This is a genomic window from Pseudomonas sp. BF-R-24 (genome assembly GCF_019947335.1).
Classification (GTDB): domain Bacteria; phylum Pseudomonadota; class Gammaproteobacteria; order Pseudomonadales; family Pseudomonadaceae; genus Aquipseudomonas; species Aquipseudomonas jessenii.
Genome location: NZ_JAGYGG010000040.1, coordinates 29,401 through 51,514 on the forward strand (window position 1 = coordinate 29,401; position 22,114 = coordinate 51,514).

At 56.9% G+C, this 22,114-nt stretch carries 18 protein-coding genes and 1 pseudogene; 8 read left to right on the top strand and 11 right to left on the bottom strand.

What is annotated here, in order from left to right; all coding sequences use genetic code 11:
* Position 1: 1 nt before the first annotated feature.
* From KGA98_RS23970 to KGA98_RS24000, 7 genes are all read right to left on the bottom strand, one after another.
* Complete coding sequence (locus KGA98_RS23970) at positions 2 to 1,051, bottom strand: homoserine dehydrogenase (protein ID WP_150812751.1); 1,050 nt, start codon at positions 1,049 to 1,051, stop codon at positions 2 to 4.
* A 176-nt stretch (positions 1,052 to 1,227) separates the two neighbouring features.
* The gene (locus KGA98_RS23975) at positions 1,228 to 1,665 is read right to left on the bottom strand and encodes an Lrp/AsnC family transcriptional regulator (RefSeq protein ID WP_150812750.1); all 438 of its coding nucleotides are present in this window, start codon (positions 1,663 to 1,665) and stop codon (positions 1,228 to 1,230) included.
* Between the two features lie 22 nt (positions 1,666 to 1,687).
* The gene (gene thrC / locus KGA98_RS23980) at positions 1,688 to 3,067 is read right to left on the bottom strand and encodes a threonine synthase (RefSeq protein ID WP_150812749.1); all 1,380 of its coding nucleotides are present in this window, start codon (positions 3,065 to 3,067) and stop codon (positions 1,688 to 1,690) included.
* Positions 3,068 to 3,083: 16 nt separating this feature from the next.
* Positions 3,084 to 3,974 (bottom strand): LysR substrate-binding domain-containing protein, encoded by an 891-nt coding sequence (locus tag KGA98_RS23985; RefSeq protein ID WP_150812748.1) that lies wholly within the window; start codon positions 3,972 to 3,974, stop codon positions 3,084 to 3,086.
* A gap of 60 nt (positions 3,975 to 4,034) precedes the next feature.
* A complete protein-coding gene (locus KGA98_RS23990) occupies positions 4,035 to 5,465 on the bottom strand; it encodes an amino acid permease (protein ID WP_150812747.1) in 1,431 nt (476 codons plus the stop codon).
* 151 nt (positions 5,466 to 5,616) lie between these two features.
* On the bottom strand, positions 5,617 to 6,894 hold the full coding sequence (locus KGA98_RS23995; RefSeq protein ID WP_150812746.1) for a cystathionine gamma-synthase family protein: 1,278 nt from the start codon (positions 6,892 to 6,894) through the stop codon (positions 5,617 to 5,619).
* A 247-nt stretch (positions 6,895 to 7,141) separates the two neighbouring features.
* On the bottom strand, positions 7,142 to 7,642 hold the full coding sequence (locus tag KGA98_RS24000; RefSeq protein ID WP_150812745.1) for an Lrp/AsnC family transcriptional regulator: 501 nt from the start codon (positions 7,640 to 7,642) through the stop codon (positions 7,142 to 7,144).
* A 119-nt stretch (positions 7,643 to 7,761) separates the two neighbouring features.
* On the opposite strand from KGA98_RS24000, the gene KGA98_RS24005 reads away from it, so the two are divergent.
* The 3 genes from KGA98_RS24005 to KGA98_RS24015 all read left to right on the top strand — a co-directional run bounded on the left by KGA98_RS24005 (position 7,762) and on the right by KGA98_RS24015 (position 11,491).
* Positions 7,762 to 8,796, top strand: coding sequence for a histone deacetylase family protein (locus KGA98_RS24005; RefSeq protein ID WP_150812744.1), 1,035 nt, complete (start codon positions 7,762 to 7,764; stop codon positions 8,794 to 8,796).
* A gap of 50 nt (positions 8,797 to 8,846) precedes the next feature.
* Entirely contained in the window at positions 8,847 to 9,902 is a 1,056-nt protein-coding gene (locus KGA98_RS24010; protein ID WP_150812743.1) for an ornithine cyclodeaminase, read from the top strand.
* Between the two features lie 173 nt (positions 9,903 to 10,075).
* Positions 10,076 to 11,491, top strand: coding sequence for an amino acid permease (locus KGA98_RS24015; protein ID WP_150812742.1), 1,416 nt, complete (start codon positions 10,076 to 10,078; stop codon positions 11,489 to 11,491).
* A gap of 247 nt (positions 11,492 to 11,738) precedes the next feature.
* Here KGA98_RS24015 and KGA98_RS24020 read toward each other — a convergent pair whose 3' ends face one another.
* Positions 11,739 to 12,671, bottom strand: coding sequence for a helix-turn-helix transcriptional regulator (locus KGA98_RS24020; protein ID WP_150812741.1), 933 nt, complete (start codon positions 12,669 to 12,671; stop codon positions 11,739 to 11,741).
* A gap of 585 nt (positions 12,672 to 13,256) precedes the next feature.
* Here KGA98_RS24020 and KGA98_RS24025 point away from each other — a divergent pair.
* The 4 genes from KGA98_RS24025 (at position 13,257) to KGA98_RS24040 (ending at position 17,197) form a co-directional block, all read left to right on the top strand.
* On the top strand, positions 13,257 to 14,606 hold the full coding sequence (locus KGA98_RS24025) for an MFS transporter (protein ID WP_150812740.1): 1,350 nt from the start codon (positions 13,257 to 13,259) through the stop codon (positions 14,604 to 14,606).
* Positions 14,607 to 14,705: 99 nt separating this feature from the next.
* Positions 14,706 to 15,398, top strand: coding sequence for a fumarylacetoacetate hydrolase family protein (locus KGA98_RS24030; protein WP_150812739.1), 693 nt, complete (start codon positions 14,706 to 14,708; stop codon positions 15,396 to 15,398).
* Positions 15,399 to 15,440: 42 nt separating this feature from the next.
* Positions 15,441 to 16,205 carry an SDR family oxidoreductase gene (locus tag KGA98_RS24035; RefSeq protein WP_150812738.1) on the top strand — a complete coding sequence of 255 codons (765 nt, stop codon included), beginning with the start codon at positions 15,441 to 15,443 and terminating at the stop codon, positions 16,203 to 16,205.
* Between the two features lie 35 nt (positions 16,206 to 16,240).
* Positions 16,241 to 17,197, top strand: a complete 957-nt coding sequence (locus KGA98_RS24040) for a 2-hydroxyacid dehydrogenase (RefSeq protein WP_150812737.1) — start codon at positions 16,241 to 16,243, stop codon at positions 17,195 to 17,197.
* A gap of 45 nt (positions 17,198 to 17,242) precedes the next feature.
* Here the strand turns inward: KGA98_RS24040 and KGA98_RS24045 are convergent, their stop codons facing one another.
* Positions 17,243 to 18,544, bottom strand: coding sequence for an Nramp family divalent metal transporter (locus KGA98_RS24045; RefSeq protein WP_150812736.1), 1,302 nt, complete (start codon positions 18,542 to 18,544; stop codon positions 17,243 to 17,245).
* Between the two features lie 885 nt (positions 18,545 to 19,429).
* A complete protein-coding gene (locus KGA98_RS24050) occupies positions 19,430 to 20,251 on the bottom strand; it encodes a MinD/ParA family protein (protein WP_150812735.1) in 822 nt (273 codons plus the stop codon).
* A gap of 199 nt (positions 20,252 to 20,450) precedes the next feature.
* On the opposite strand from KGA98_RS24050, the pseudogene KGA98_RS24055 reads away from it, so the two are divergent.
* Positions 20,451 to 20,655: pseudogene (locus KGA98_RS24055) on the top strand (hypothetical protein).
* A gap of 130 nt (positions 20,656 to 20,785) precedes the next feature.
* On the opposite strand, the gene KGA98_RS24060 reads toward KGA98_RS24055, so the two are convergent.
* Positions 20,786 to 21,136 carry a BON domain-containing protein gene (locus tag KGA98_RS24060; protein WP_150812540.1) on the bottom strand — a complete coding sequence of 117 codons (351 nt, stop codon included), beginning with the start codon at positions 21,134 to 21,136 and terminating at the stop codon, positions 20,786 to 20,788.
* Positions 21,137 to 22,114: the final 978 nt, after the last annotated feature.

The following is a 22,114-nucleotide window of genomic DNA, read 5'->3' on the forward strand; positions in this document are numbered from 1 at the left end:
CTTACTCCTGGTTGCGTGCAATGGATTGATGGATGCTGATGATGTCCGAGAGCAGCGCAAACGCTGTTTCCGTGCGCCCGGCTCCCGGTCCCGAAACCGTCACCGCACCGAGCAGTTCGGAGGTAAACGACACCGCGTTCGTTGCACCGCCAACACTGGCCAGCGGATGGTCATTGTTCAACAGCCGCGGTTCGACACTGGCACTGATCGAGCCGTCGGCATGGCGCATCGCCGACCCGATCAGCTTCCAGCGAGCGCCGTCCTGCCGGGCTTTTTCGATGTCGCCAAGGCTGAGGGACGAAATGCCGCTGCACGTGACGTCGCTGACCGTAAGCTTCGCGTCCAACAGTTCATTCGCCAGGATCACCACCTTCAGGCGTACGTCATGACCCTCGACATCCGCCGTCGGGTCGGCTTCGGCGTAACCCAGCGCCTGGGCCTTGGCAACGGCCTCGGCAAACCCCAGGCCGCCTTCCATGCTGGTGAGCACGAAGTTGGACGTGCCATTGAGAATGCCTTCAAAACCGACAATGGAGCTGCCTGCCAGTGCCTGCCGGGCCAGGCGAATAACCGGCGTGCCGCTCATGACCGAGCCTTCGTATTCAAAGGCGACATGTTTGCGTCGAGCCAGTGCTTTGAGCTCGGTGCCGTGCAACGCGATGGGCCCCTTGTTGGTGGTGACGACATGCTGGCCGCCCTCCAGCGCCCAACGGCAGAACGAAGTGGCCGGTTCACCGTCAACCGGGTTGGTAAACGTGGCTTCAACAATAATGTCCGCGCCGGAATCTTTGATCACCGCTTCATTGAGGGCTGTGACGTCGCCACCCGACAGTTGCGCCAATGCACCTTTGACTGTCGGCAATTGGGCAAGAGCACTGGCGTCCAGCCCTTCGCGGCCAATCACCGAACCGAGAAACAAGTCAGTCACGCCGACGATTTTCAGGGTGAAACCCAGTTCTGTATTCCACTGTTCGTTACGTTCGGCAATCAGCTGAGCCAATGCCCGGTTAACACCGCCAAAGCCAACCAGCGCCAATTTGTATTCAGTCATTTTTTTATGCCCTTGATCCGGGTGATGGGTTGTTGGGCTCTAGGTTAGGGGCACGACCAGGGCAGTGAAATAGGCCAATTTGCTCTATTTTGTGGGCGTTTTGACCAGCACCCGGGCAAAACGCCAAGCATAAAAAAAGCCAACACAGGTTGGCTTTTTTCAGAGCGATAAAGGGGTTAGACGACGGACGACAGCACGAATGAGGTCACCGTGTTTTCCACCCCGGGCAACGCGCAGATCTCATTCCAGACCTTATGCACCCGCTCCGGACTGGCAGCGCCGACCCGCAGCATCAGATCGAACTCGCCACTCATCACATCGCACTGAATGACTTCCGGTATTGCCCGCAGGGCCTGCAGCACTTCCGCGCCACGCATGCGGTCGTAGCGGTAGACGAAAATCACCGCATTGATGTTCGAAGAAGCTTGCCGCCCCTCCCCCGTGCGTACCGTATAACCCTGTATCGCCCCGTCGCGCTCAAGCCGTTCAATGCGCTGGCGCACGGCATTGCGCGACAGGTTGACCTTCGCCGCCAGCTCGGCGTGGGCAGCCCGGGCATTGAGCCGCAGTTCCGCGATGATGTGTTCATCGAGAGGGTCCAGAATTCGCTTCACTTGGCCTCCTGTTGCCGCGCCTTCACAGCGCGCCGAGCAGCTGATGGATGGTATCGAGGTCGTCCGGTTGAATCCGGTAAAGCTGCTCCGGCCCTTGCGCCGGGACCGGACGGTGTTGCGCTGGCGTGCTGACCCCCAGCTCGCCGAGCAGCACCGCCGATTTGGCCGGCGAGATTTCCCCCAGGGTAACCATCGGCGCCACCAGGCTTCGACGATACAACCTGGCCGCGAGGACGCCGGTGGCGGTATGCGGGTCGATGACGTAACCGGTGTCACGATACAGCGAGGTAATTTCCTTCAGTGTCTCCTCATCACTGACCGCGTAAGAGTCGATGATCATCCGAGCCTGCAACCAGAACTCGTTGGCGATGGTCATCTCGCCGCTGGATTCGAACGCTGCCATCAGCGCACTCACGGCCTGATCGTCATGCCCGTAGAGTTCCCAGAGAAAACGTTCCAGGTTAGAAAAGATCGACAGGTCCATGGCCGGCGACAAGGTCTTGTTGGCTCGCAACCTGGAGTAGTGGTTCTTCAGAAACAACTGATGCAACGCGTCATTCTGGTTGGTCGCAACGATTATCTGAGTGATCGGCAAGCCCATTTTCTGCGCGATGTAGCCGGCATAGACCTCGGCAAAACTCGCGGCTGGCACGCTGAAACCAATCGGACGCTGACCGCCCCCCAGTTGCAGCACGGCGTGGAAATAAAACACCAGTTGCGCCAACACACTGACCCAGTTGCTGGAGTTGAAACTGATCGCCTCGTGCTGCGTGTACGGCCACTGAAGGAACAGCCGGGTGACGATGGCCTGGCACTCGTCGAAACTGCCATTCACTGCGAACTGATGAACCTTGGGATGCGCCACCGCTTGCAGGTGCTGGAGTTGGTCTTGCGGTACACCTGCCTCCGGGTAAAACACCACCACGTCCGTTTCGTCGCCGTGCTTGAATGCCTCGATGGCGGCAAGTCCGGTGTCGCCATTGGTGGCACCGAGCACCACCGCGCGACGCCCGCGTTTGCGCAGAAAATATTGCACCAGCCGTGCCTGCAACTGGGCGGCAAAATCCTTCGAGGAACGGGTCGGTCCATGGAACAGCTCCAACACCCATTCGTTGCGATCTACCTGATGCAAAGGTGCCAGGGACCGATGGCTGAATTGGCTGCCAGCCTCCTTGAGCATGCATTTGAGGTCTGTCTCGGAGATCGTCTCGCCAACAAACGGACTGATCACCCGATAGGCCAGTTCGTCATAGGGCAAGGTCGACCAGTTGGCAATGTCCTGTGGTTTGAACAGCGGCAGTTCGAGCGGCACGAACAACCCACCGCCCTCGGCAATTCCAGACAACACGACCCTTTCGAAATTGACCTTAACAGCCGAATTTCGGGTACTTACATAGTGCATGGTTGGCTCCGGCCATTCATTTGAAACGATGTGCCTGCTCGACCAGCCAGGTGGAAAACATGACCGCGTCGGGGTGCTGGTCGGCCCCGGAACCGCGTACGAGGTAAAAAGACTCACTGGCCTCGATGCGCTGGTCGAAGGGCTCGACCAGTCGACCGTCCTGAAGCATCTCTTCAACCATCGAGGACCGGGCCAGGGCAACCCCCTGTCCCAACTCGGCCATACGCAAGGTGGAAATCAGTGTGTCAAACTGCATGCCGGTCGACGAATCGACGGTGTCTGCACCGACCATGTTCAACCAGTAACCCCAACCCTCTTCGTAACCCAGGACATGCAACAACGGATGGTGCGCCACGTCCGCCGGCACCGTCAGCGGCGAACTCGCCATCAGGGCTGGCGAGCAGACCGGAAACAAGGTGTCCCAAGTCAGGCGCTGCGACACCAGGCCGGGCCATTGACCATGGCCCCAGCGAATTTCCATGTCGTCCTCACCATCCAGTTCTTTGACCCAGATGTTGCTGATGTAGCGGATGTCGACCTGTGGATGGGCCTGGCGAAAATCCACCAGTTTGGGCGCCAGCCAGTGCACGAAAAACGCCAGGCTGCCGCGCACCTTGATCGGCCGGCGTTTGTGCTGGCCAAAAATCTCGTTGGTCCCCACCGCCAGTCGAGTGATTGCATCCTGCACGACCGGCAGATAGGCCTGACCTTCCTCGGTCAGCCCCAAGCCACGGGGCAAACGCTTGAACAGCGCCACACCCAGATGACTTTCCAATTGGCGGATTTGCTGACTGACTGCACCCTGAGTCAAAAACAGTTCTTCGGCAGCGTGGGTGAAGTTCAGGCAACGGGCGGACACCTCGAATGCCCGCAACCAGTTCAATGGGGGTAACGTCTTTTGCTTCATGGTCTGAACCTCAATGACGCCCCCTCCACCGAGCGCGCTTGCCCACCCCGTCGACAGTGCCTAGAACGCATCGGACGGTTGTGCCAAGGGGGTAACCGACAAGCGTCGCTCGCGGCTTTTGCGCGTAATGTAATACACGAAATAGCACCAGGCGATGAATGGCAAACCGAAGTACAGAGCTACCCGCTGTTCAGGGTCGAAAGCAATCCCGACACACGCCAGGCTGCAGCAGACCAACGCCCCCAACGGCACCCATGGATAACCCCGGACGCGGAACTTAAGGTCGTGGACATCGCCTCCATTGGCCACATAGTGACGGCGGAAAGCAATCTGGCTCGCGGCGATGCTCATCCACACCACCACCACTGCCAATCCGGAGATCGACACCAGCGCCAGATAGATGGTGTCGGCGGCAAACACGCTGCTGAGCAAAGAGGCGGCGCCACCGGCCATGCTGACAATAATGGCGTTGAGTGGTGTGCCCATGCGGGTCAGGGCCGAGAACTGTTTGGGCAGGTGACCCTGGTCACTCAGGGTCCAGAGCATCCGTGAAGCAGCGTATAAACCGGAGTTGGCGGCCGACAACAAGGCACTGATGATCACGAAGTTCATGATGTCAGCCGAATAGGGAATCCCGATGTAAGTGAACACCGTGACAAATGGACTCTCTACCAGGCCGGCCTGCTCACGGGGTAACAGCGTCGCCAGGACGAAAATGGTACCTACGAAGAAGATCGCCAAGCGCAGCACGGTCGTGCGAATGGCACGTGGCACATTGCGCTGGGGGTCCTTGGTTTCACCCGCGGCGATGCCGATCAGTTCAGTACCGGAGAACGCAAAGGAGACCGCCAGTAACGTCATGGCAATCGGCATGAAACCGGTAGGGAAAAGCCCCTCGCGAGTGAAGTTGCTCAGCCCGATACTGTGAGCCTGATCGATATGCAGCAGACCGATAATCGCGCCACCACCGATTAGCAGAAAAACCACCACGGTCACCACTTTGACCAGAGACAACCAGAATTCGGTCTCAGCGAACAAGCGTACCGAAATCACGTTGGTCAGAAACACCAAGCCTGCGAACAGCGCGCTCCAAATCCATACCGGTGTATCCGGAAACCAGCGCGCCATCAAAATCCCGGCGGCGGTAAATTCAGAGCCGATTGCCACAGTCCAGGTCAGCCAATACAACCACGCCACGGTGTAGCCGGTGCCGGGTCCGAGAAAACGCGTGGCGTAGGTGCTGAACGAACCCGTTTCCGGCATCTGCACCGCCAATTCGCCCAAGCACATCATGACCATGTAAACCATGAGTGCGCCAATGATGTAGGCGATGACTGCACCCAACGGACCGGCCTGGTTAACAGTGTACCCGGACGTGAGAAACAGCCCGGTACCAATGACGCCACCCAATGCCAACATGACAATGTGGCGCGTCTGCATTTCCTGTTTAAAACCGGCACGCGTAGTGAGTTGTTCTTCTTTTATGGACATGGTTGTTCTCATGAAAGTTGTCAGGGCGCGCATTAACGTCTGCGATCAGTTACTGGGCAGAGTAAAAACAGGTCGCCACTAAGTTTTATTATTATTCCACTTCATGAACGCCTCACTAACAGCCTTGTCGTGAGGTACTAACGTTAAAACTTCAGCTTGCAGCCTCGATGCACGTTTTGTTGTTTGAGTGCTGTGTGTTTGCCTGTGCCAGCTCATCGCGCGAACACCTGACAAAAGCGAACGCCTGCTTCAAATCGTCGAGCAGATCGTCAGTGTCTTCAATGCCGACCGAGACCCGCACCAGTCCTTCGGAGATACCCAGAGCCAGTCGTTCCTCCAGCGTGTTCTCGACATGGCTGGTGGTCCGGGCCGGGCCGTAAATGGTTTCCACTGCACCGAGATTGCCCGCGCAGTGGGCGAATCGCAGACGTGGCAAGAGCACCTTGACCGTGTCCATCCCACCGACCAGAACAAAACTGACGATGGCGCCGAAGCCGGACATTTGCGCGCACGCCACAGCGTGGTTCGGATGACCGGGCAAGCCGGGATAATTGACCGACTCAACCAACGGTTCGGTGCAGAGGAACTCCGCCAGGGCACGGGCACTGCGTTGCTGTTGACGCATGCGCAGCACCAGCGTTTTCATGCCCCGGATGATCATGTAGGCCGAGAACGGGTCGAGCGTCGCACCGTTGATTTCCCGGTAATGACGAACCTTGGCCATCAAGGATTCGCTGCCGCACACCAGGCCGCCAAGTACATCGCCATGACCGCTGAGGAACTTGGTCGCGCTGTGGATGACCACGTCCACCCCTAACGCCAGGGGGTTCTGATTCAGCGGCGTGGCAAAGGTGTTGTCCGCCACCACCACGGCACCGACGCGCTTGGCTGCAGCTACCAGACGCTGGATATCGAGTATTTTCAGGGTCGGGTTGGTCGGCGTTTCCAGGTACACCAACTGGCAGCCTTTGGCGATTTCACGCTCGATCTCCTCGTGATCGAACGTCTCGCACAATGTCACCTCCACACCCGTGCGCGGCAGGAATTCTTCGAAAATCTTGTTGGTGCCACCGTAGCTGTCCTTGGTCGACACCACACGATCGCCATTGGCCAGGAAGGTGAAAAGCACACTGCTGATCGCCGCCATGCCGCTGCTGAAGGCCACGGCGGACTCGGCCATTTCCAGCTCGCGAATCTTTGCTTCGAGGGTCTCGACTGTCGGGTTGCTCATGCGGCTGTAGATAAAGCCCGGCGTCTTGCCCAACGCAACGTCGTACCAGACGTCGATGTCGTCGTAACCGTAAGCGGCGCTGACCACGATCGGTGTTTGAGTGGCGTTGTAGGGATGCCTGACTTGCTCCCCGCCCCAGACCGCTCGGGTCCCGGTTCCGGCGTTATCAAGCCCCGCGTTGTCAGGTTTATTGTTCATTAAGACTACTCGCACTGAGGGTGGTGAGTGTTGAGTCATTCACCAGATCTGGCGGCCAATATATTGAAAAGCGGTGCGCCCGAGAAACGATGTTATCGGTGCCAAAGGGCTGCTTTTTTTAATGGCTGTGTAGTCCTGAAATAGGTTTACACCTTCTGATCTGTTTTTCAGGAAGGCATGATTGTTCAGCGGCTGTCGCCCAATGTTGCCTGGGTCATCGTCGGGGCTCCGGACTACCTCAATCGTTTTACCCCCTGCTCGATTTGGGTATCGCTATACGGCTACTGGTCTTGACCTCGCGTAACGACAAACTGGACTGGATGGATGCAATACCCACCTGACGCCTGAGTACCTGTTCGATAAAGTCGCTGTAGCTATCTAGATCCTCTGCCAGCACTTGCAGTACGTAATCGGCATCCCCGGTGATCTTGTGACAGGACAACACTTCGGGCAATTGCGCAATCACCGCCTCGAAGGCGTCCGGAGCGTGATCGGCGTGGGTGGAAAAACGGATGTGCACGAACGCCATGATATCCAGCCCCAGCATTCGTCGATCAAGGTTGGCCTGGTAGCCCTTTATCACGCCCGCCTCCTCCATTCTCTTACGCCGCCGCCAGCAAGGCGTAAGGCTTAACGACAGCCGCTCACTGAGCTCGGCGTTGGAAATACTCGCGTCCTCCTGCAGCAACGCGAGAATCGCCAGGTCGGTGTCGTCGAGACTGATGCGCTTGGATGATTTTTTCTTCATTACGCCATTCCTGAGTAATAAATCCCGAACAATCTAGTAAAACACGAAAACAAAGCAAAGAAAGCGCCTCCAGACCGGAACAGAATATTTGCACTGGTTCACATCAACGGATGCGCACAATGTTTACAGTTTTCAGTGATTCCCACCGTTTGCACCACGGCTCCGAATTGAAAGACGGCGTGCTCAAGCCCTCCTTCGAACAGCCCAGTCGGGCCGATACCGTCCATCATCGGGTCAAACAGGTAGGGCTTGGCCAGGTCATCGAACCGCGAGCATTTGACCGGTCGTGCTATGTCAACGCGCACAGCGAGCGCTACGTAACCTTTCTGGAAACTGCCTGGTCTGAATGGTGCGCAACCGGACGCACCCACGATGCCTTGCCGCTGGTATGGCCCGTGCGCGATCTGGCCAACGAGCAAGTACCGACTTTCATCGACGGCAAACTGGGTTTCTACGCCATGGACGCCGGCTCCCCCATTACCGCCACCACATGGCAAGCAGTAAAAACCAGCGCCGATATCGCGCTGACCGGACTGGCGCTGATCGATGAAGGCCACGACAGTGCCTTTGCCCTGTGTCGCCCACCTGGCCATCACGCAGCACGTGAATACATGGGCGGCTACTGCTATCTGAACAACGCCGCCATTGCCGCACAGCAAGCCATTACCCAAGGCGCCAAACGTGTCGCGGTATTGGACGTCGACTTTCATCATGGCAACGGCACGCAGAACATTTTCTACGGGCGCAGCGACGTCATGTTTGTCTCGCTGCACGGCGAACCGGCAGTGTCCTATCCGTACTACTCAGGCTACAGCCACGAAGTCGGCGCCGGCCACGGCGAAGGTTACAACCTGAACTACCCGTTGCCGAAGAACACCACCTGGGAAAGCTACCGCAACGCCCTGCTCCACGCCTGCAGGAAACTGCAGCAATTCGCCCCTGAAGTACTGGTTATTTCACTCGGCGTCGATACGTTCAAGGACGACCCCATCAGCCACTTCCTGCTGGAAAGCGAAGACTTCATCGGCATCGGCGAGCTGATCGCGGGCGTGGGCTGCCCCACCCTGTTCGTGATGGAAGGCGGCTACATGGTCGATGAGATCGGGATCAATGCGGTCAACGTACTGCATGGTTTCGAGAGCAAACGTGCCTGAGTCATGCCCTGAATCGCAGCGTTTCAACTACTGAATCGGAGAATAAAAAAATGACTCATTTTATCGATGTCGATCATGCCGCACACCTGTTCGCCAAGGTGGGAATCTGTCGGGCCATCCGCGAAATGGCGGCTTACATTGAGGCTGACTATTCACGCTGGGCGCAGTTTGATAAATCGCCCCGCACTGCCAATCATTCAGCAGACGGTGTGATCGAGTTGATGCCCACCGACGACGGCCAGCAGTACTCGTTCAAATACGTGAATGGTCACCCGGACAACGGTCAAAGAGGCATGCTGACGGTCATGGCCTTCGGAGTCCTGGCCGATGTCCACAGCGGCTATCCAACATTGCTCAGCGAACTGACGCTGACAACTGCCGTACGCACTGCCGCGACCTCTGCCCTGGTTGCGCAGTCCCTGGCGCGCCCGGGTGCAAGCATCATGGCAATCATCGGAAATGGCGCCCAGAGCGAATTTCAGGCCCTCGCCTTCCACGAAATGCTGTCCATCAAGCAAATACGCATTTTCGATATCGATCGCGACGCTTCACTCAAATTGAAGCACAACCTGGCCGCATTCCCGGATATTGAGGTGATTCTGGCCAACTCGGTACAGGAAGCGGTCAAGGGCGCGCACATCGTCACCACAGTCACCGCAGACAAAGCCTATGCAACGATTCTGACGCCCGAGATGATCGAGCCCGGCATGCATATCAATGCCGTCGGCGGCGACTGCCCGGGGAAAACCGAACTGCACGCCGAGATCCTGCGCAATGCCCGGGTCATCGTTGAGTTTGAACCTCAAACCCGGATTGAAGGCGATATTCAACAACTGGAGCCCGACTTTCCTGTCGTCGAGTTCTTCCGGATTGTCCTGGGCGAAGTCCCGGGGCGCGAGAACGACGCACAGGTCACCGTGTTCGATTCGGTGGGTTTTGCCCTCGAAGACTTTTCGTCACTGCGCTACGTGCACGACCTGGCGCGAGAGCATGCCATCGGTGAGCGCATCCATCTGGTGCCGACGCCTTCCAACATAAAAAATCTCTACCAACTGCTTGATCAGCAGCCAGCAATCGTCCCCTCGCGCCTGCGCACGGCCAGTTGATAGCCACAAGTGGTGCCCCTGAACAAAGTGCCAAGGGGCCACTCACCCTGCAGTGAACGCGAACCCTGCCGCCCGCAAACCACCACCGTCAGTAGCCGTTGCATCCCTAACAAGAACGCTAGACAGCCACCTTTCTGCCAAAACTCAAAAACATAAAATCAAGAGGTTTTGTAATGAAATCGACTCCGTCCGAGCGGGTTGAACAGCCCGCGCTGCAGCGCACGCTCAGCAATCGTCACATTCAATTAATGGCCATGGGAGGTGCCATCGGTACAGGCCTGTTCATGGGTTCCGGGAAGATCATTGCCCTCTCCGGCACGTCGATCATCCTCATTTATATGATCATCGGTCTGTTCGTCTACTTCGTCATGCGCGCCATGGGCGAACTGTTGCTGTCCAACTTGAACTTCAAAACCTTCGCGGATTTTGCCGGTGCCTACCTCGGCCCGCGGGCGGCATTCTTCCTCGGCTGGTCGTACTGGCTGAGCTGGAGCGTCGCGGTGGTGGGCGACGCCGTGGTGGTCGGCGGATTCTTTCAGTACTGGTTCCCCGATGTACCCGCCTGGATCCCGGCCATCGGTATGTTGATGACGCTGTTCGCCCTAAACGTGCTGACCGTCAGACTTTTCGGTGAAGTGGAGTTCTGGTTCGCGATCATCAAGATCATTGCCGTCGTCACCCTGATTGGCGTCAGCATGGTGATGATTGCCAGCTCCTTTGTATCACCTAGTGGCGTTACAGCATCCCTGAACCACCTGCTGGATAAACAGGCGGCCTTCCCCAACGGCCTGTTTGGTTTCTTTGCCGGATTCCAGATGGCAATCTTCTCCTTTGCCGGCACTGAGCTGATCGGTACTGCAGCCGCCGAAACTCGCTCCCCCGAGAAGACCCTGCCAAAAGCCATCAACTCGATTCCGCTGAGAATCATCCTGTTTTATGTGCTGGCACTGGCCTGCATTATTGCAGTGACTTCCTGGCAGCAGGTTTCGCCCAACAAGAGCCCTTTCGTCGAACTGTTTCTGGTTGCAGGGTTTCCCGCAGCAGCAGGTATCGTCAACTTTGTGGTGCTGACGTCTGCCGCCTCATCGGCCAACAGTGGCGTATTTTCATCCAGCCGCATGCTGTTTGGACTGGCCAGTCACGACAATGCGCCTGGGATTTTTCGGCGTTTGTCGGGCAATAGCGTACCTCTGCTAAGCCTGGCGTTTACCACACTGTTGATGCTGGTGGGTGTACTGCTGCTGTTCATCGTTCCGGAAGTCATGACAGCGTTCACCATCGTTTCTACCGTGTCGGCGATCCTGGTGATTTTCACTTGGTCGACCATCCTCGCGTCGTACATTGCCTATCGCAAAAGCCGACCCGACCTGCATACGCAATCGACCTACAAGATGCCTGGCGGCGTGCCGATGGCCTGGTTCTCCTTGGCGTTCCTGGGGTTTGTTCTCTGCCTGTTGGCATTAAGACCTGACACTCGTATTGCCTTACTGGTCATGCCAGGGTGGTTCATTTGGTTGGCAATTGCTTATCAGCTGACCCATTCCAGGAAGCTAAAATCCGCTGCTGGTTCGGCAAATCAGTACAGCTGATGTTCACCTGCCACCTCAAGGTGCCGATGCAGTGAACCGCGCTTGAGCAACGTGGCGTTTGTGGGGCACCTGCAGGTTGAAGAGCGGCAAGCGAAGGCCGTCAGATTTTACTGACGGCCAACTCTGCGAATGAACGATTCGCTCAGTGCAGCGCGCTGCGTTGCGCCCAACTGCCGATCACCCCATCCCCAATCCGGTGCGCCCGGATCGACCTCGTATCTAGCGCCACATCACCTACAACTGTCGATCACGTGTTGGACGGCGATTGCGGCGTATCAGGATTGAGTTGCTGACGTCTGAATTGCCCAGGTGGCTGGCCGTGGATCTGGCGGAAGCGTCGCGAAAAATATGCCTCGTCAGCGAAACCGCACAACCTCGCCACCTCCCCCACCGGTCGTGTGCCATTGAGCAAATAATTGCGTGCAGCGTGCATTCGGCGTTCGAGCACCAGTTCGGTGAAGGTCTTGCCGATTTCCCTGCGCAGCCAATGCGTCAGGTACGTCGGGGACAGGTAGGTCGCCGCCGCAACTTTAATCAAGTTGAGGTCGGGGTCGGCGATGTTCTTGCGCAAGTATTCCGACATCCTGCTCAGCGCATCGCGTCGGCTGACTTCGGCGGCATTCTCTTCGGCCAATCGTTTGAGCGGCTCGGCATACAAGGCACAAACGCTCCCCACCAGTTGCAGCAACAACCCCTTGAGCATCTCGCGAGTGCCAAACTGACGCTTCTCATCCAGGACTCGCATCTGTTCGATCAAGGCACAGACTTTGTTGAAATCCTCATCGGCCAGAATGAAATCCAGATGCTCTTGAAAGCGGAACGGCGACAACTCCGGCGCCAGCAGAATCGAGACTTCCTCCAGATCCATCGGATCGCACTGCAAATGCGGCAGCAGGAAGGTCTGGGAAAAATTGATCACCATGAAGTTGCTGTCGGCCGGATGCGGAATCACGTGCACGCGATGCGGCAGGATGAAGGCCAGCGTGTTGCGCGGAAACGGACGTTCGACATTGCCGATGTGCTGCATTGTATCGCCACCGAGGTTGACCTGGATCTGGAAATACTCGTGGCGATGCGGGCTGGTTTCGGCGCGCCGTCCCTTTTTGTCGCGGATGTAAAAGTCCGTCAATTCGCTGCGCTGCTGCATGACGTAAGTGGGTACTCGACTGGGTGACGACATCGCCTGAGGATCCTCGACAGGTACATGGACAGGTTGTCGTCGCGCCGCGATGCAGGCGGCGACCGCGCTGATTGTGAAGGCAGACCCTGCTGACCTCAACATGTCATAGGATGACAACGAAATTCAGAGAATTAATTGTATCCGTGTGTGATTTGTCGTCCGTCCAAAAAACTACGAGCACATAAAAATAATTAATCATTTAAAAACATAATCTTATTAAACGCATGAAGCATGACTAAGGAAATGAGCTGATTTGATTTTTCTTGGACACCTGCATTAATCGCCTTTTTCAGAAGAAAAAACGATCTAACGCCCCCGTTGATTTTGAGATGTTGTACGACCACTGTGACAGCCAATGCAGCCCGACCCGTCCAAAAACAATCAAAAGGTGCGCACGTGATGAACCTGATTTTCCCCCTCGCCAACCCTCCCCAGATCGAGCCAGTCCGAAGGCGTATCTGAGCGCCTGACAGCGGCTGTCCGCGCCTCTCATTCAAGTAGCGATTGCTCTGCCCCGACACTGGCGGCATCGGCTTCGGCTGCGCGCGAACATCTCGATTCTTCTAACAATAAAAAGGTCTACTCATGTCGAACTCGCAAACCTCCCCGTCCACCGCGCCGTCGGTGAATGCCGGCGCCCGGGACGCCCTGCTGCCACAACGACTGCCGACGCGTAGGCGCTGGTTCATGCTGTCGTTGCTGCTGATTGCAACCATCATCAACTACATCGACCGCGTGAACATTTCGATTGCGGCGCCGTTCCTCGCCAAGGACCTGGGCCTGGACAAGATTGAAATGGGCCTGATTTTTTCCGCGTTTGCCTGGACTTACGCCCTCGCCCTGGTGCCCGCCGGGTTTGTTGCCGATCGCTTCGGATCCCGGTTCACTTACGGTGTATCACTGATCAGCTGGTCGACGGTCACCGTGTGCCAGGGCTTCGCCACGGGCTTCGCGTCGTTGTTCGGACTGCGCCTAGCCGTCGGCGCCATGGAAGCTCCAGCCTTTCCGGCCAACAGCCGTGCGGTGACGGTATGGTTCCCGGCCCGCGAACGGGGCCTGGCCAGCAGCATTTACGTGTGCGGCCAATATCTGGGCACGGCACTGTTCACGGGCGTGCTGTTATGGCTGGCCACGACCTATGACTGGCGCCATGTGTTTTACAGCACCGGATTACTCGGCATTGTTTTCGGAGTGATCTGGCTGTACCTGTACCGCGATCCGTTGAACTGCAAGACCGTCAGCCCGGAAGAACTGAAGTACATCGAAGCCGGGGGTGGACTGGTCAAGAGCAGCCAGGAACGCACCCGGTTCAACTGGCGGCAGATCGCCGAGCTGTTCAACTATCGGCAGATCTGGGCGATTTGCATCGGCAAGTTCGCCAGCACCTCAGCGCTGTACTTCTTCCTGACCTGGTTCCCGACGTACCTGATCGAAGAACGCAAGTTGACCATGATCAAGGCCGGGATCTTCGCGGTGCTACCGTTCGTGGGCGCAACGGTCGGCATCTTGCTCGCCGGCATCGTCTCCGACTTGCTGATACGCCGTGGTTACTCAATGTCCTTCGCTCGCAAGTTGCCATTGGTGGTCGGATCAATGCTGGGGATGTCGATTGTGCTGGTGAATTTCACCGACTCGAACGTGATCTGCATTGCCGTGCTGACCATTGCCTTCTTCGCCCAGGGAATCGCTTCTTCGTCGTGGGCGGCAGTGTCGGAGGTCGCGCCCAAGGAATTGATAGGACTGACCGGCGGGGTCACCAGCCTGGCCGCCAACATCGGCGGGATTGTCACTCCGATTGTGATTGGTGGCATCGTCCACGCGACAGGCTCGTTTGCCTACGCCTTCTGGTTCATTGGTGGCGTGGCGCTGATGGGTACCTTGTCCTATTCGTTGCTGCTCGGTCGTTTGTATCGCATCGAACTCAAGGCGCGCTGAGCGCAGAAAAGCGTTTTTCTCCAACACGAGGTGGCATTCGTCCAACTTCGCAAAACGAAGCCGCCGTAGGCTGATGCTTCCAACAGGACAACTACAAAAATGACTATGACCGAATACGTTTTTACCCCGGATCTGCCTGCGACCTTGCCGGTTGCCGGCAGCCAGCAGCGCTTTCCCGTCGGCCGGGTATTTTGCGTCGGCCGCAACTACCCTTGGCCAGACACCCAAGGCCAGTCCCGTCAGCCGCCAGTGTTCTTCATGAAACCGGCGAGCAACGTGGTGGATGCGGCGGGTGAAGTGACTTTCCCGCCGTTGACTGAAGAGTTTGTCCACGAAATCGAATTGGTCGTGGCCATCGGTGAAGGCGGCGCCAATATTCCGGAGAGTCAGGCGCTGGCCTATGTCTGGGGCTATGCCGTCGGTCTTGACCTGACTCGTCGTGATGTCCAGCGCGCGGCCAAAAGCAATGGTTTGCCGTGGGAAGGTGCCAAGGTGTTCGACGGCGCCGCACCGATGACCGCCATCGTGCCGGTGACTCACGCGGGACACCCGGACGGCGAGTTGTGGCTAAACGTCAACGGCGAAGAACGCCAGCGCGACAGCCTCGACAGCCAGATCTGGTCGGTCAGTGAAATCATCAGCCGCATCTCGCAATCGGTAGCGCTGCGGGCCGGTGACTTGATCATGACCGGCAGCCCGGCAGGCGTCGATGTGCTGCAACCAGGCGACATCATCAACGCCGGGATCGCCGGCATCGGCCAACTGGAAATGCGCGTTGGTCAGCGACCTTGAACCCGGCACACGCCCTCGTGAATTGAAAAAGGAGATAACAACATGTCTAACACTCTTCCTTTAAAGGTGGCCCTGGTCACCGGCGCCGGTAGCGGAATCGGCCGCGCCGTGGCCCTGGCTCTGATGGCCGACGGATTCACCCTGGTATTGGCCGGACGTCGGCCGGAGCCGTTGCAGGCCTTGGTCGAATTGGCACTCAGCGAAGGACACGAAGCGTTGGCGGTCCCCACTGATGTGCGCGACCCGGCCAGTGTCGATGCACTGTTTGCAACCATCACCGAGGTATACGGACGCCTCGACGTGGTGTTCAACAATGCCGGGGTCAACGCCCCTGCCGTGCCGCTCGATGAACTGACATTCGAGCAGTGGCGCAACGTGATCGACACCAACCTCAACGGCGTTTTCCTCTGCGCCCGTGGTGCCTTCGGACTGATGCGCCGGCAACAGCCACAGGGCGGACGCATCATCAATAACGGTTCGATCTCGGCGCATACCCCACGCCCCTTCAGCAGCGCCTACACCGCCAGTAAACACGCGGTGCTGGGACTGACCAAATCCCTGGCCCTGGACGGGCGCGAATTCAACATCGCCTGCAGCCAGATCGACATCGGCAACGCCCTGACCGAAATGTCGGTGCGCATGACTAAAGGCGTGCGCCAGGCCAACGGCACCATCGCCGTGGAGCCGATGGTGGACGTCAAGCATGTGGCCGATGCCGTGCGCTACATCACCGGTCTGCCGCTGGAGGCGAACGTCCTGAACATGACCGTCATGGCCAGCGCCATGCCGTTTGCCGGTCGCGGTTAAACCGGCCTTTTTTATTCCGTTACGCGAGGTTTTATATGAAGCCAGAAGTCTTGCAGCTCAGCCCGATCCTGATCCCTGAAATCAACGCTAGGCTCGATGAGCTGTTTACCGTCAGACGTTACTTCCAGCAGGCCGACAAGCAGGCTTATTTGCAGGAACACGGCGCGAACATTCGCGGTGTGATCACCGGCGGGCATACCGGTATCAGCCAGGCACTCATGGCGCAACTGCCCAAGCTGGAAGTGGTGGCGGTCAATGGCGTGGGCACTGATGCGGTGGATCTGGCATACGCCAGGGATCGCGGAATTCGCGTAACCGCGACCATCGGCGCGCTGACCGAAGATGTCGCGGACCTGGCCATCGGATTATTGATTGCCGTGTGCCGGAGTCTGTGCACCAGTGATCGTTATGTGCGTTCGGGCCAATGGCCCCATAGCCCGACACCGTTGGCCCCGTTGCCGTTGGCGCGCCAAGTGTCCGGCATGCGCATTGGCATCGTCGGCATGGGCCGGGTCGGTCGTGCCGTGGCGACCCGCGCCGCAGCGTTCGGTTGCCCGATCAGTTACACCGATTTGCAGCCGATGAGCGATGTAAACCACACCTTCATCGCCGACCTGAAGCAGCTTGCCAGCAACAGTGATGCGCTGATTCTCGCGGCCGCTGCCGACAAGGCTGAAGCCATCATCAATGCCGAGGTGCTGCAGGCGCTGGGCAAGGACGGGTATCTGATCAACGTGGCGCGCGGCAAGCTGGTCAACGAGGTCGATCTGGTGGCGGCGCTTGCCGCTGGTGAGATCGCGGGTGCGGCGCTGGATGTGTTTGTCGATGAACCGAACGTCCCCGAGACACTGTTTGCCAACGAAAAAGTGGTGCTGCAGCCCCATCGCGCGAGCGCGACGCTGCAGACCCGCACGCGGATGGGCGAGATGGTGGTGGCGAGCCTGGTGGACAGTTTCGCCGGGAGAATGCCGCAAGGGTCTGTGACTGATTGAACGCTAGCCGCCAAGGGGACGTTGCGTCCCCTTGGCGGCTCGGTGTCAGGTAAACAGATCGACGCCCAACTGGAAGGCGACCCACAGCGCGAGGCCTGTAGCAAAGAGCAGCGCGATGTTTTCAAACAGGTTGTTGCGATATTTCTTGTCCAGCAGCGACTTCTGGTTGGACATGATCAGCAGGCCCAGGGAAATGACCGGCAAGCCAATGATGTTCAACGCGCTGACACCAATGGTCAGGGTTACGAAATCCGGCATGCCTGGCAGCGACCAGATCAACGGCGTCACCAGGATAAAAAGCATGAACCATTTGTGCATCGGATCATGATGAAACTCTTTACCGTACTTTTCGCGACGTTCAGGACGAACGTGTTGGAAGGCATCGGTAATCAGCATCGGGAACGCGGTGGTCTTGCCTGAAATACTGGCAAACAGTGTCGCGAACACGCCAATGAAGAACACATACCAACCAATCGGGCCAAAGAAAATTTCCAGCGCCTTGCCAAGGTCGCCCAAGGTCTTCACCTCGATGCCGTTGGGCCGCAGAATTTCCGCGCCGACGATCCAGATGGCCAGGTTGATGACGATCCCGACGAACACTGCAAACAGCAAATCGTTACGTTGAACACGCTTGTGCTGCGGCCCTACCCAGCCCTTCTGGCGCATGACATACGGATGCACGAAGTTGGCAATGGAGCCTGCAACCGCGCCGATAACCGATACCGCCACCAGCAGCGCGCCATGCACGCCTTCATCCGGCGGGATACTGAAGCCGATGGTGCCTTTAACGATACCGGCGACATCGGGACCTGACATTACGGCCAAGGCAATAAAGGCCAGGGTCATGATCGCCAGCAGCATCTTCATCACGCCTTCGATCATCGAATAAATATTACGACCGACCAGCATCCACACAGCGAGTACCACCGCCAATGAACACAGCAGTGGCTGGTCGATTTTGAACAGCATCGCCAGCGACTCACCCGCCCCCTTGATCATGTAGGCGTTCATCAAGTGCCCCATCAGCAGGGCGTAGACGAGCATGAACCAGGCGAAAAAGGGATTCAGCTGCGCATAGCCTTGCAGGATGGTCATGCCTTGGTTATTGCACAACTGGAAGCGAGCGATGATGTTTACGATCAGGTATCTCAAGAGCAGAGAGACCGCCAGCACCCACATCATTGCGTAACCGTAATTGGCACCGGCCACGGACGACGTGATCAGATCACCTGCGCCCAGCCAGGACAGTACGGCGATGATTCCTGGGCCCAGCAGTTTGAGTATTCGGGAAAATCGATTTTGTGCGGGCGCCGCAGCCTGGCCTTCTACGGAAGGAATGCTCGTCATAGAGGGTATCTCCATTTATTTTTTTTGTGAGAACGAGCGCAGTCGAACACATTAGATACGACGTCGTACAACTAATCTTGAGCGAGTGTGTTTATAAATGTTTCAAGCTCGCGGGTCAGCGCCGGGCTGCGTGGACGGTATCTAACCAGGCTCGGCTCGTGCAAACACTGCGCCTGAGCCACGACGTGTCATTCCAACCTAAGAAAACAGCGATTGATGTCGTTTTAGGATAATCATAGGATGACTGACCACATAAACAAAATAAAGAATCACCCGCAAGTAAACCCCTTCTCTTGGCCGCTGCCGTTTCCACCCAATTCAAATCCGTCCCCACCAAGTGATCATCTGCTCGTTTTTTCACGGCAATGTAATTTTCGAAACCTTCGGATAACGGGCTTCCACGCAGCGCATCGGGGGAAGACAGAGACCAGAATGAAGCGCCTGACACCTGCTTCAATGGCTGCGGCCAAACCAAGTCGTCTTCTAAACAGGCTCATCGCGAACAAATCGTATCAAACCGGACAAGATGTAAGACGCATCCACCCAGAACCAGTCGTTTTGTAGGGGTAAAACGACCAAAAATAAAAAAGGGTCGCGAGATAAAATCTCGCAACCCTTTGAATTATATGGTCGGGACGGAGTAATTCGAACACTCGTCCCCTAGCACCCCATGCTGGGGGCTGTAGCAGCCTAACCTATTGTTTCTAAACGAATACAGTTACTTACAAGGGTGGCAAAACACCCGCTTTTTTGTGCTTATACAAACGGAAACACGCGGCCTCCAGAGGAGGTTTTGCGCAAGCCGACCCAACAAAAGCGCTTCCAGGCTTATTAGGCAGAAGCGGACACCACAATCGCACCACTCATACGGCCGGGAGAGAAATGTCACCTTCTCGAATTATGGACGAGTCGGTCAACGAAGAACTCCATATGCCCTCTGGGGGTAGCCAGCAAGGGCCAAGCGTCGACCATTAAAGCGATTTCCTGAAATGCTTGGGCGCACTTGGAGCGCGGAAAGTGTTCGTAGACTGCTCGCTGCTTCTGCACTGCCCTACGCGCACATTCATCGTACGGAACCGCTCCCACATACCGCAGGGTTACGTCGAGGAAGCGATCGGTGACTTTGGCCAATTTAGCGAACAGCGCGCGACCTTCCGTCGGGCTCTGCACCATATTGACCAGCACCCGGAAACGGTCCATTCCGTAATCACGATTAAGCAGTTTGATCAGTGCGTAGGCATCGGTGATCGAGGTCGGTTCGTCGCAGACCACCAGCAAGACTTCGTGGGCCGCCCGGACGAGACTGACCACCGACGCGCCGATGCCCGCAGCTGTGTCTATCACCAGCACATCGAGACTGTCGCCGATTTCACTGAAGGCCTGGATCAGGCCTGCGTGCTGAGTCGGAGACAAATGCACCATGCTCTGGATGCCTGAAGCCGCAGGGACGATTCGTATCCCGCCCGGACCGCGCAAAAGTACATCGGATAGCTCACAGCGACCTTCGATTAAATCGGCAAGCGTGTACTGCGGGGAAAGCCCCAACAGGACATCGATATTCGCCAAGCCAAGATCGCCATCAAGCAATACGACTCGCCTTCCAAGTTTCGCCAGCGCCAATGAAAGATTCACAGCCACAGTCGTCTTGCCGACGCCGCCCTTTCCGCCGGTCACGGCGATAACTTGTACAGAACGCACACCATCCATGTTATTGATTCCCTTCCATGTGCAACGCGTGCGAGTAGTCGCTCACTATTCCTAGATACGCGATGGTAACTGAAATGTGCAGACACATGGCCACTAGCTATATCACAGGATCACCAGAAACGCTGTAACCCACGACATGGCAATCACGCGAACCAGTACTGCCACTGCTGCGATGCGCTCATCCGCCGAGTAATCGCCTATGCCGAATTCAGACCTGCTCCCTTCCCTGCTATTCAAGATCAACGAAAACCAGCTCGCCCTCGAAGCCGCCATCTTGGAGCATTCGAACTGGGTCGAGCAGCGCGGCCGATGTCGCCGACAACGTGCGCGGCGCCCTGGAAGCCATCGACAAAAATGAAGAGCTCATCAAGATGACGCTCGCGCTGATGATGGCGCCGGAGTGACTGCTTTCGGCTGTGGATTCAACCGGTCGATGCAACACAAATAAATTCTGTGTAAGCAGAAGGAGTGTTGCAGATGAAGCAGAGACCTCGGTTCCCGACTGGGAGCGCGGCGCCTACAAAGTTGCCATTATCATTTGTCGTCCATCTTTGTTGACGATTGTGGCCGGCGCTCAGTGCTCTCTTCGGCGTTGGGCGCTTCTGGAAAACTCCCTGGCGTGAACACATGGGTCTGCAAGTCGCTGGCATCGACTTCGGCGACACCATGAACCGAACGGGCCAGACCAATGGCCTGTTCACACTGTCTATGAGTGTTGACGCGGCCGCTTAACCCCACTATGCCCGCATGGGTTTTGACATTGATATGCAGGCTAAGGGTCGGATCGGAAAATGCCAGGGCCGACTTCACCTTGGCGGTAATCCATGCATCGTGAACGGCCATTTCCAGACCATGAGAATAATGCTGGAAGGAGTGAATTTTCATGGCTGAACCCTCTCTCGCGTAATCAGATGTACTGTCCATCCCATTTGCTGTGCTGCCCTCTGCCTGTCAGGTGAACGCTATGGATTCCTGATTCGTTTTGGAGCGCTCGCCACACAAACATTGACAGACATTAATTATAGTACGGCCGTTGCCTGCGGTCAGAGCGCTGTCCCCGTGGACGTCCGTCTTGGTCGCTCTGTGCCAGGCGCAACACCTACAGAGCACTCCAAACGGTCCTTATTGCGATCAGCGCTGATCAACCCATAGCTGCCAATCTCGACCGACAGAAAACGGTCGGTTCTGTTGAAAAAGTCGGTTCGCCCATACAGCCTGGTCACTTTCTGGCTCACACAAGGGGTAATCGCCTCCTCGCATCATTCTGAGTGTCCGCAATGGGTTGTGGATTCAACCGGTCGATGCAACACAACTAAATTCTGTGTAAGCAGAAGGAGTGTTGCAGATAAAGCAAAGACCTCGGATCTATTACACCGAAAGCCAGAAAAAGCTGATGTGGGATCACGGGCAAAAAGGCGACGAATGACTCTAATTGCGCCCCCCAAATAAGACAGATAGAAATTTTTCGTACTAGGCTTCACGAGCGCGTTGAACGGTAAGAGGGATTCGATCCAATCGTTACACCGTTCCCTTGAACCGTCCAGGCTAAAAGTTGGGGGGATTACTGACGAAGTTCCTTGTTGTATTGCTCTCGATACTTGAGCGGCCGCAACAAGGATCGGAACTTGAGAAAGGAAATCCACATGAATAGGCTCTCGCACCGCACTAGATTGTACCTAGCATGTTCCCTCCTGATGGCAATTAACCTTACCCAGGCAGCGCAGACAGAAAAACCAAACATCCTTTTTATCGTATCCGACGATACCGGCTACGGTGACCTGGGCCCCTATGGCGGCGGTGTGGGTCGCGGCATGCCGACGCCGAGCATCGACGAACTGGCGGCGCAAGGCACAACCTTCTTCT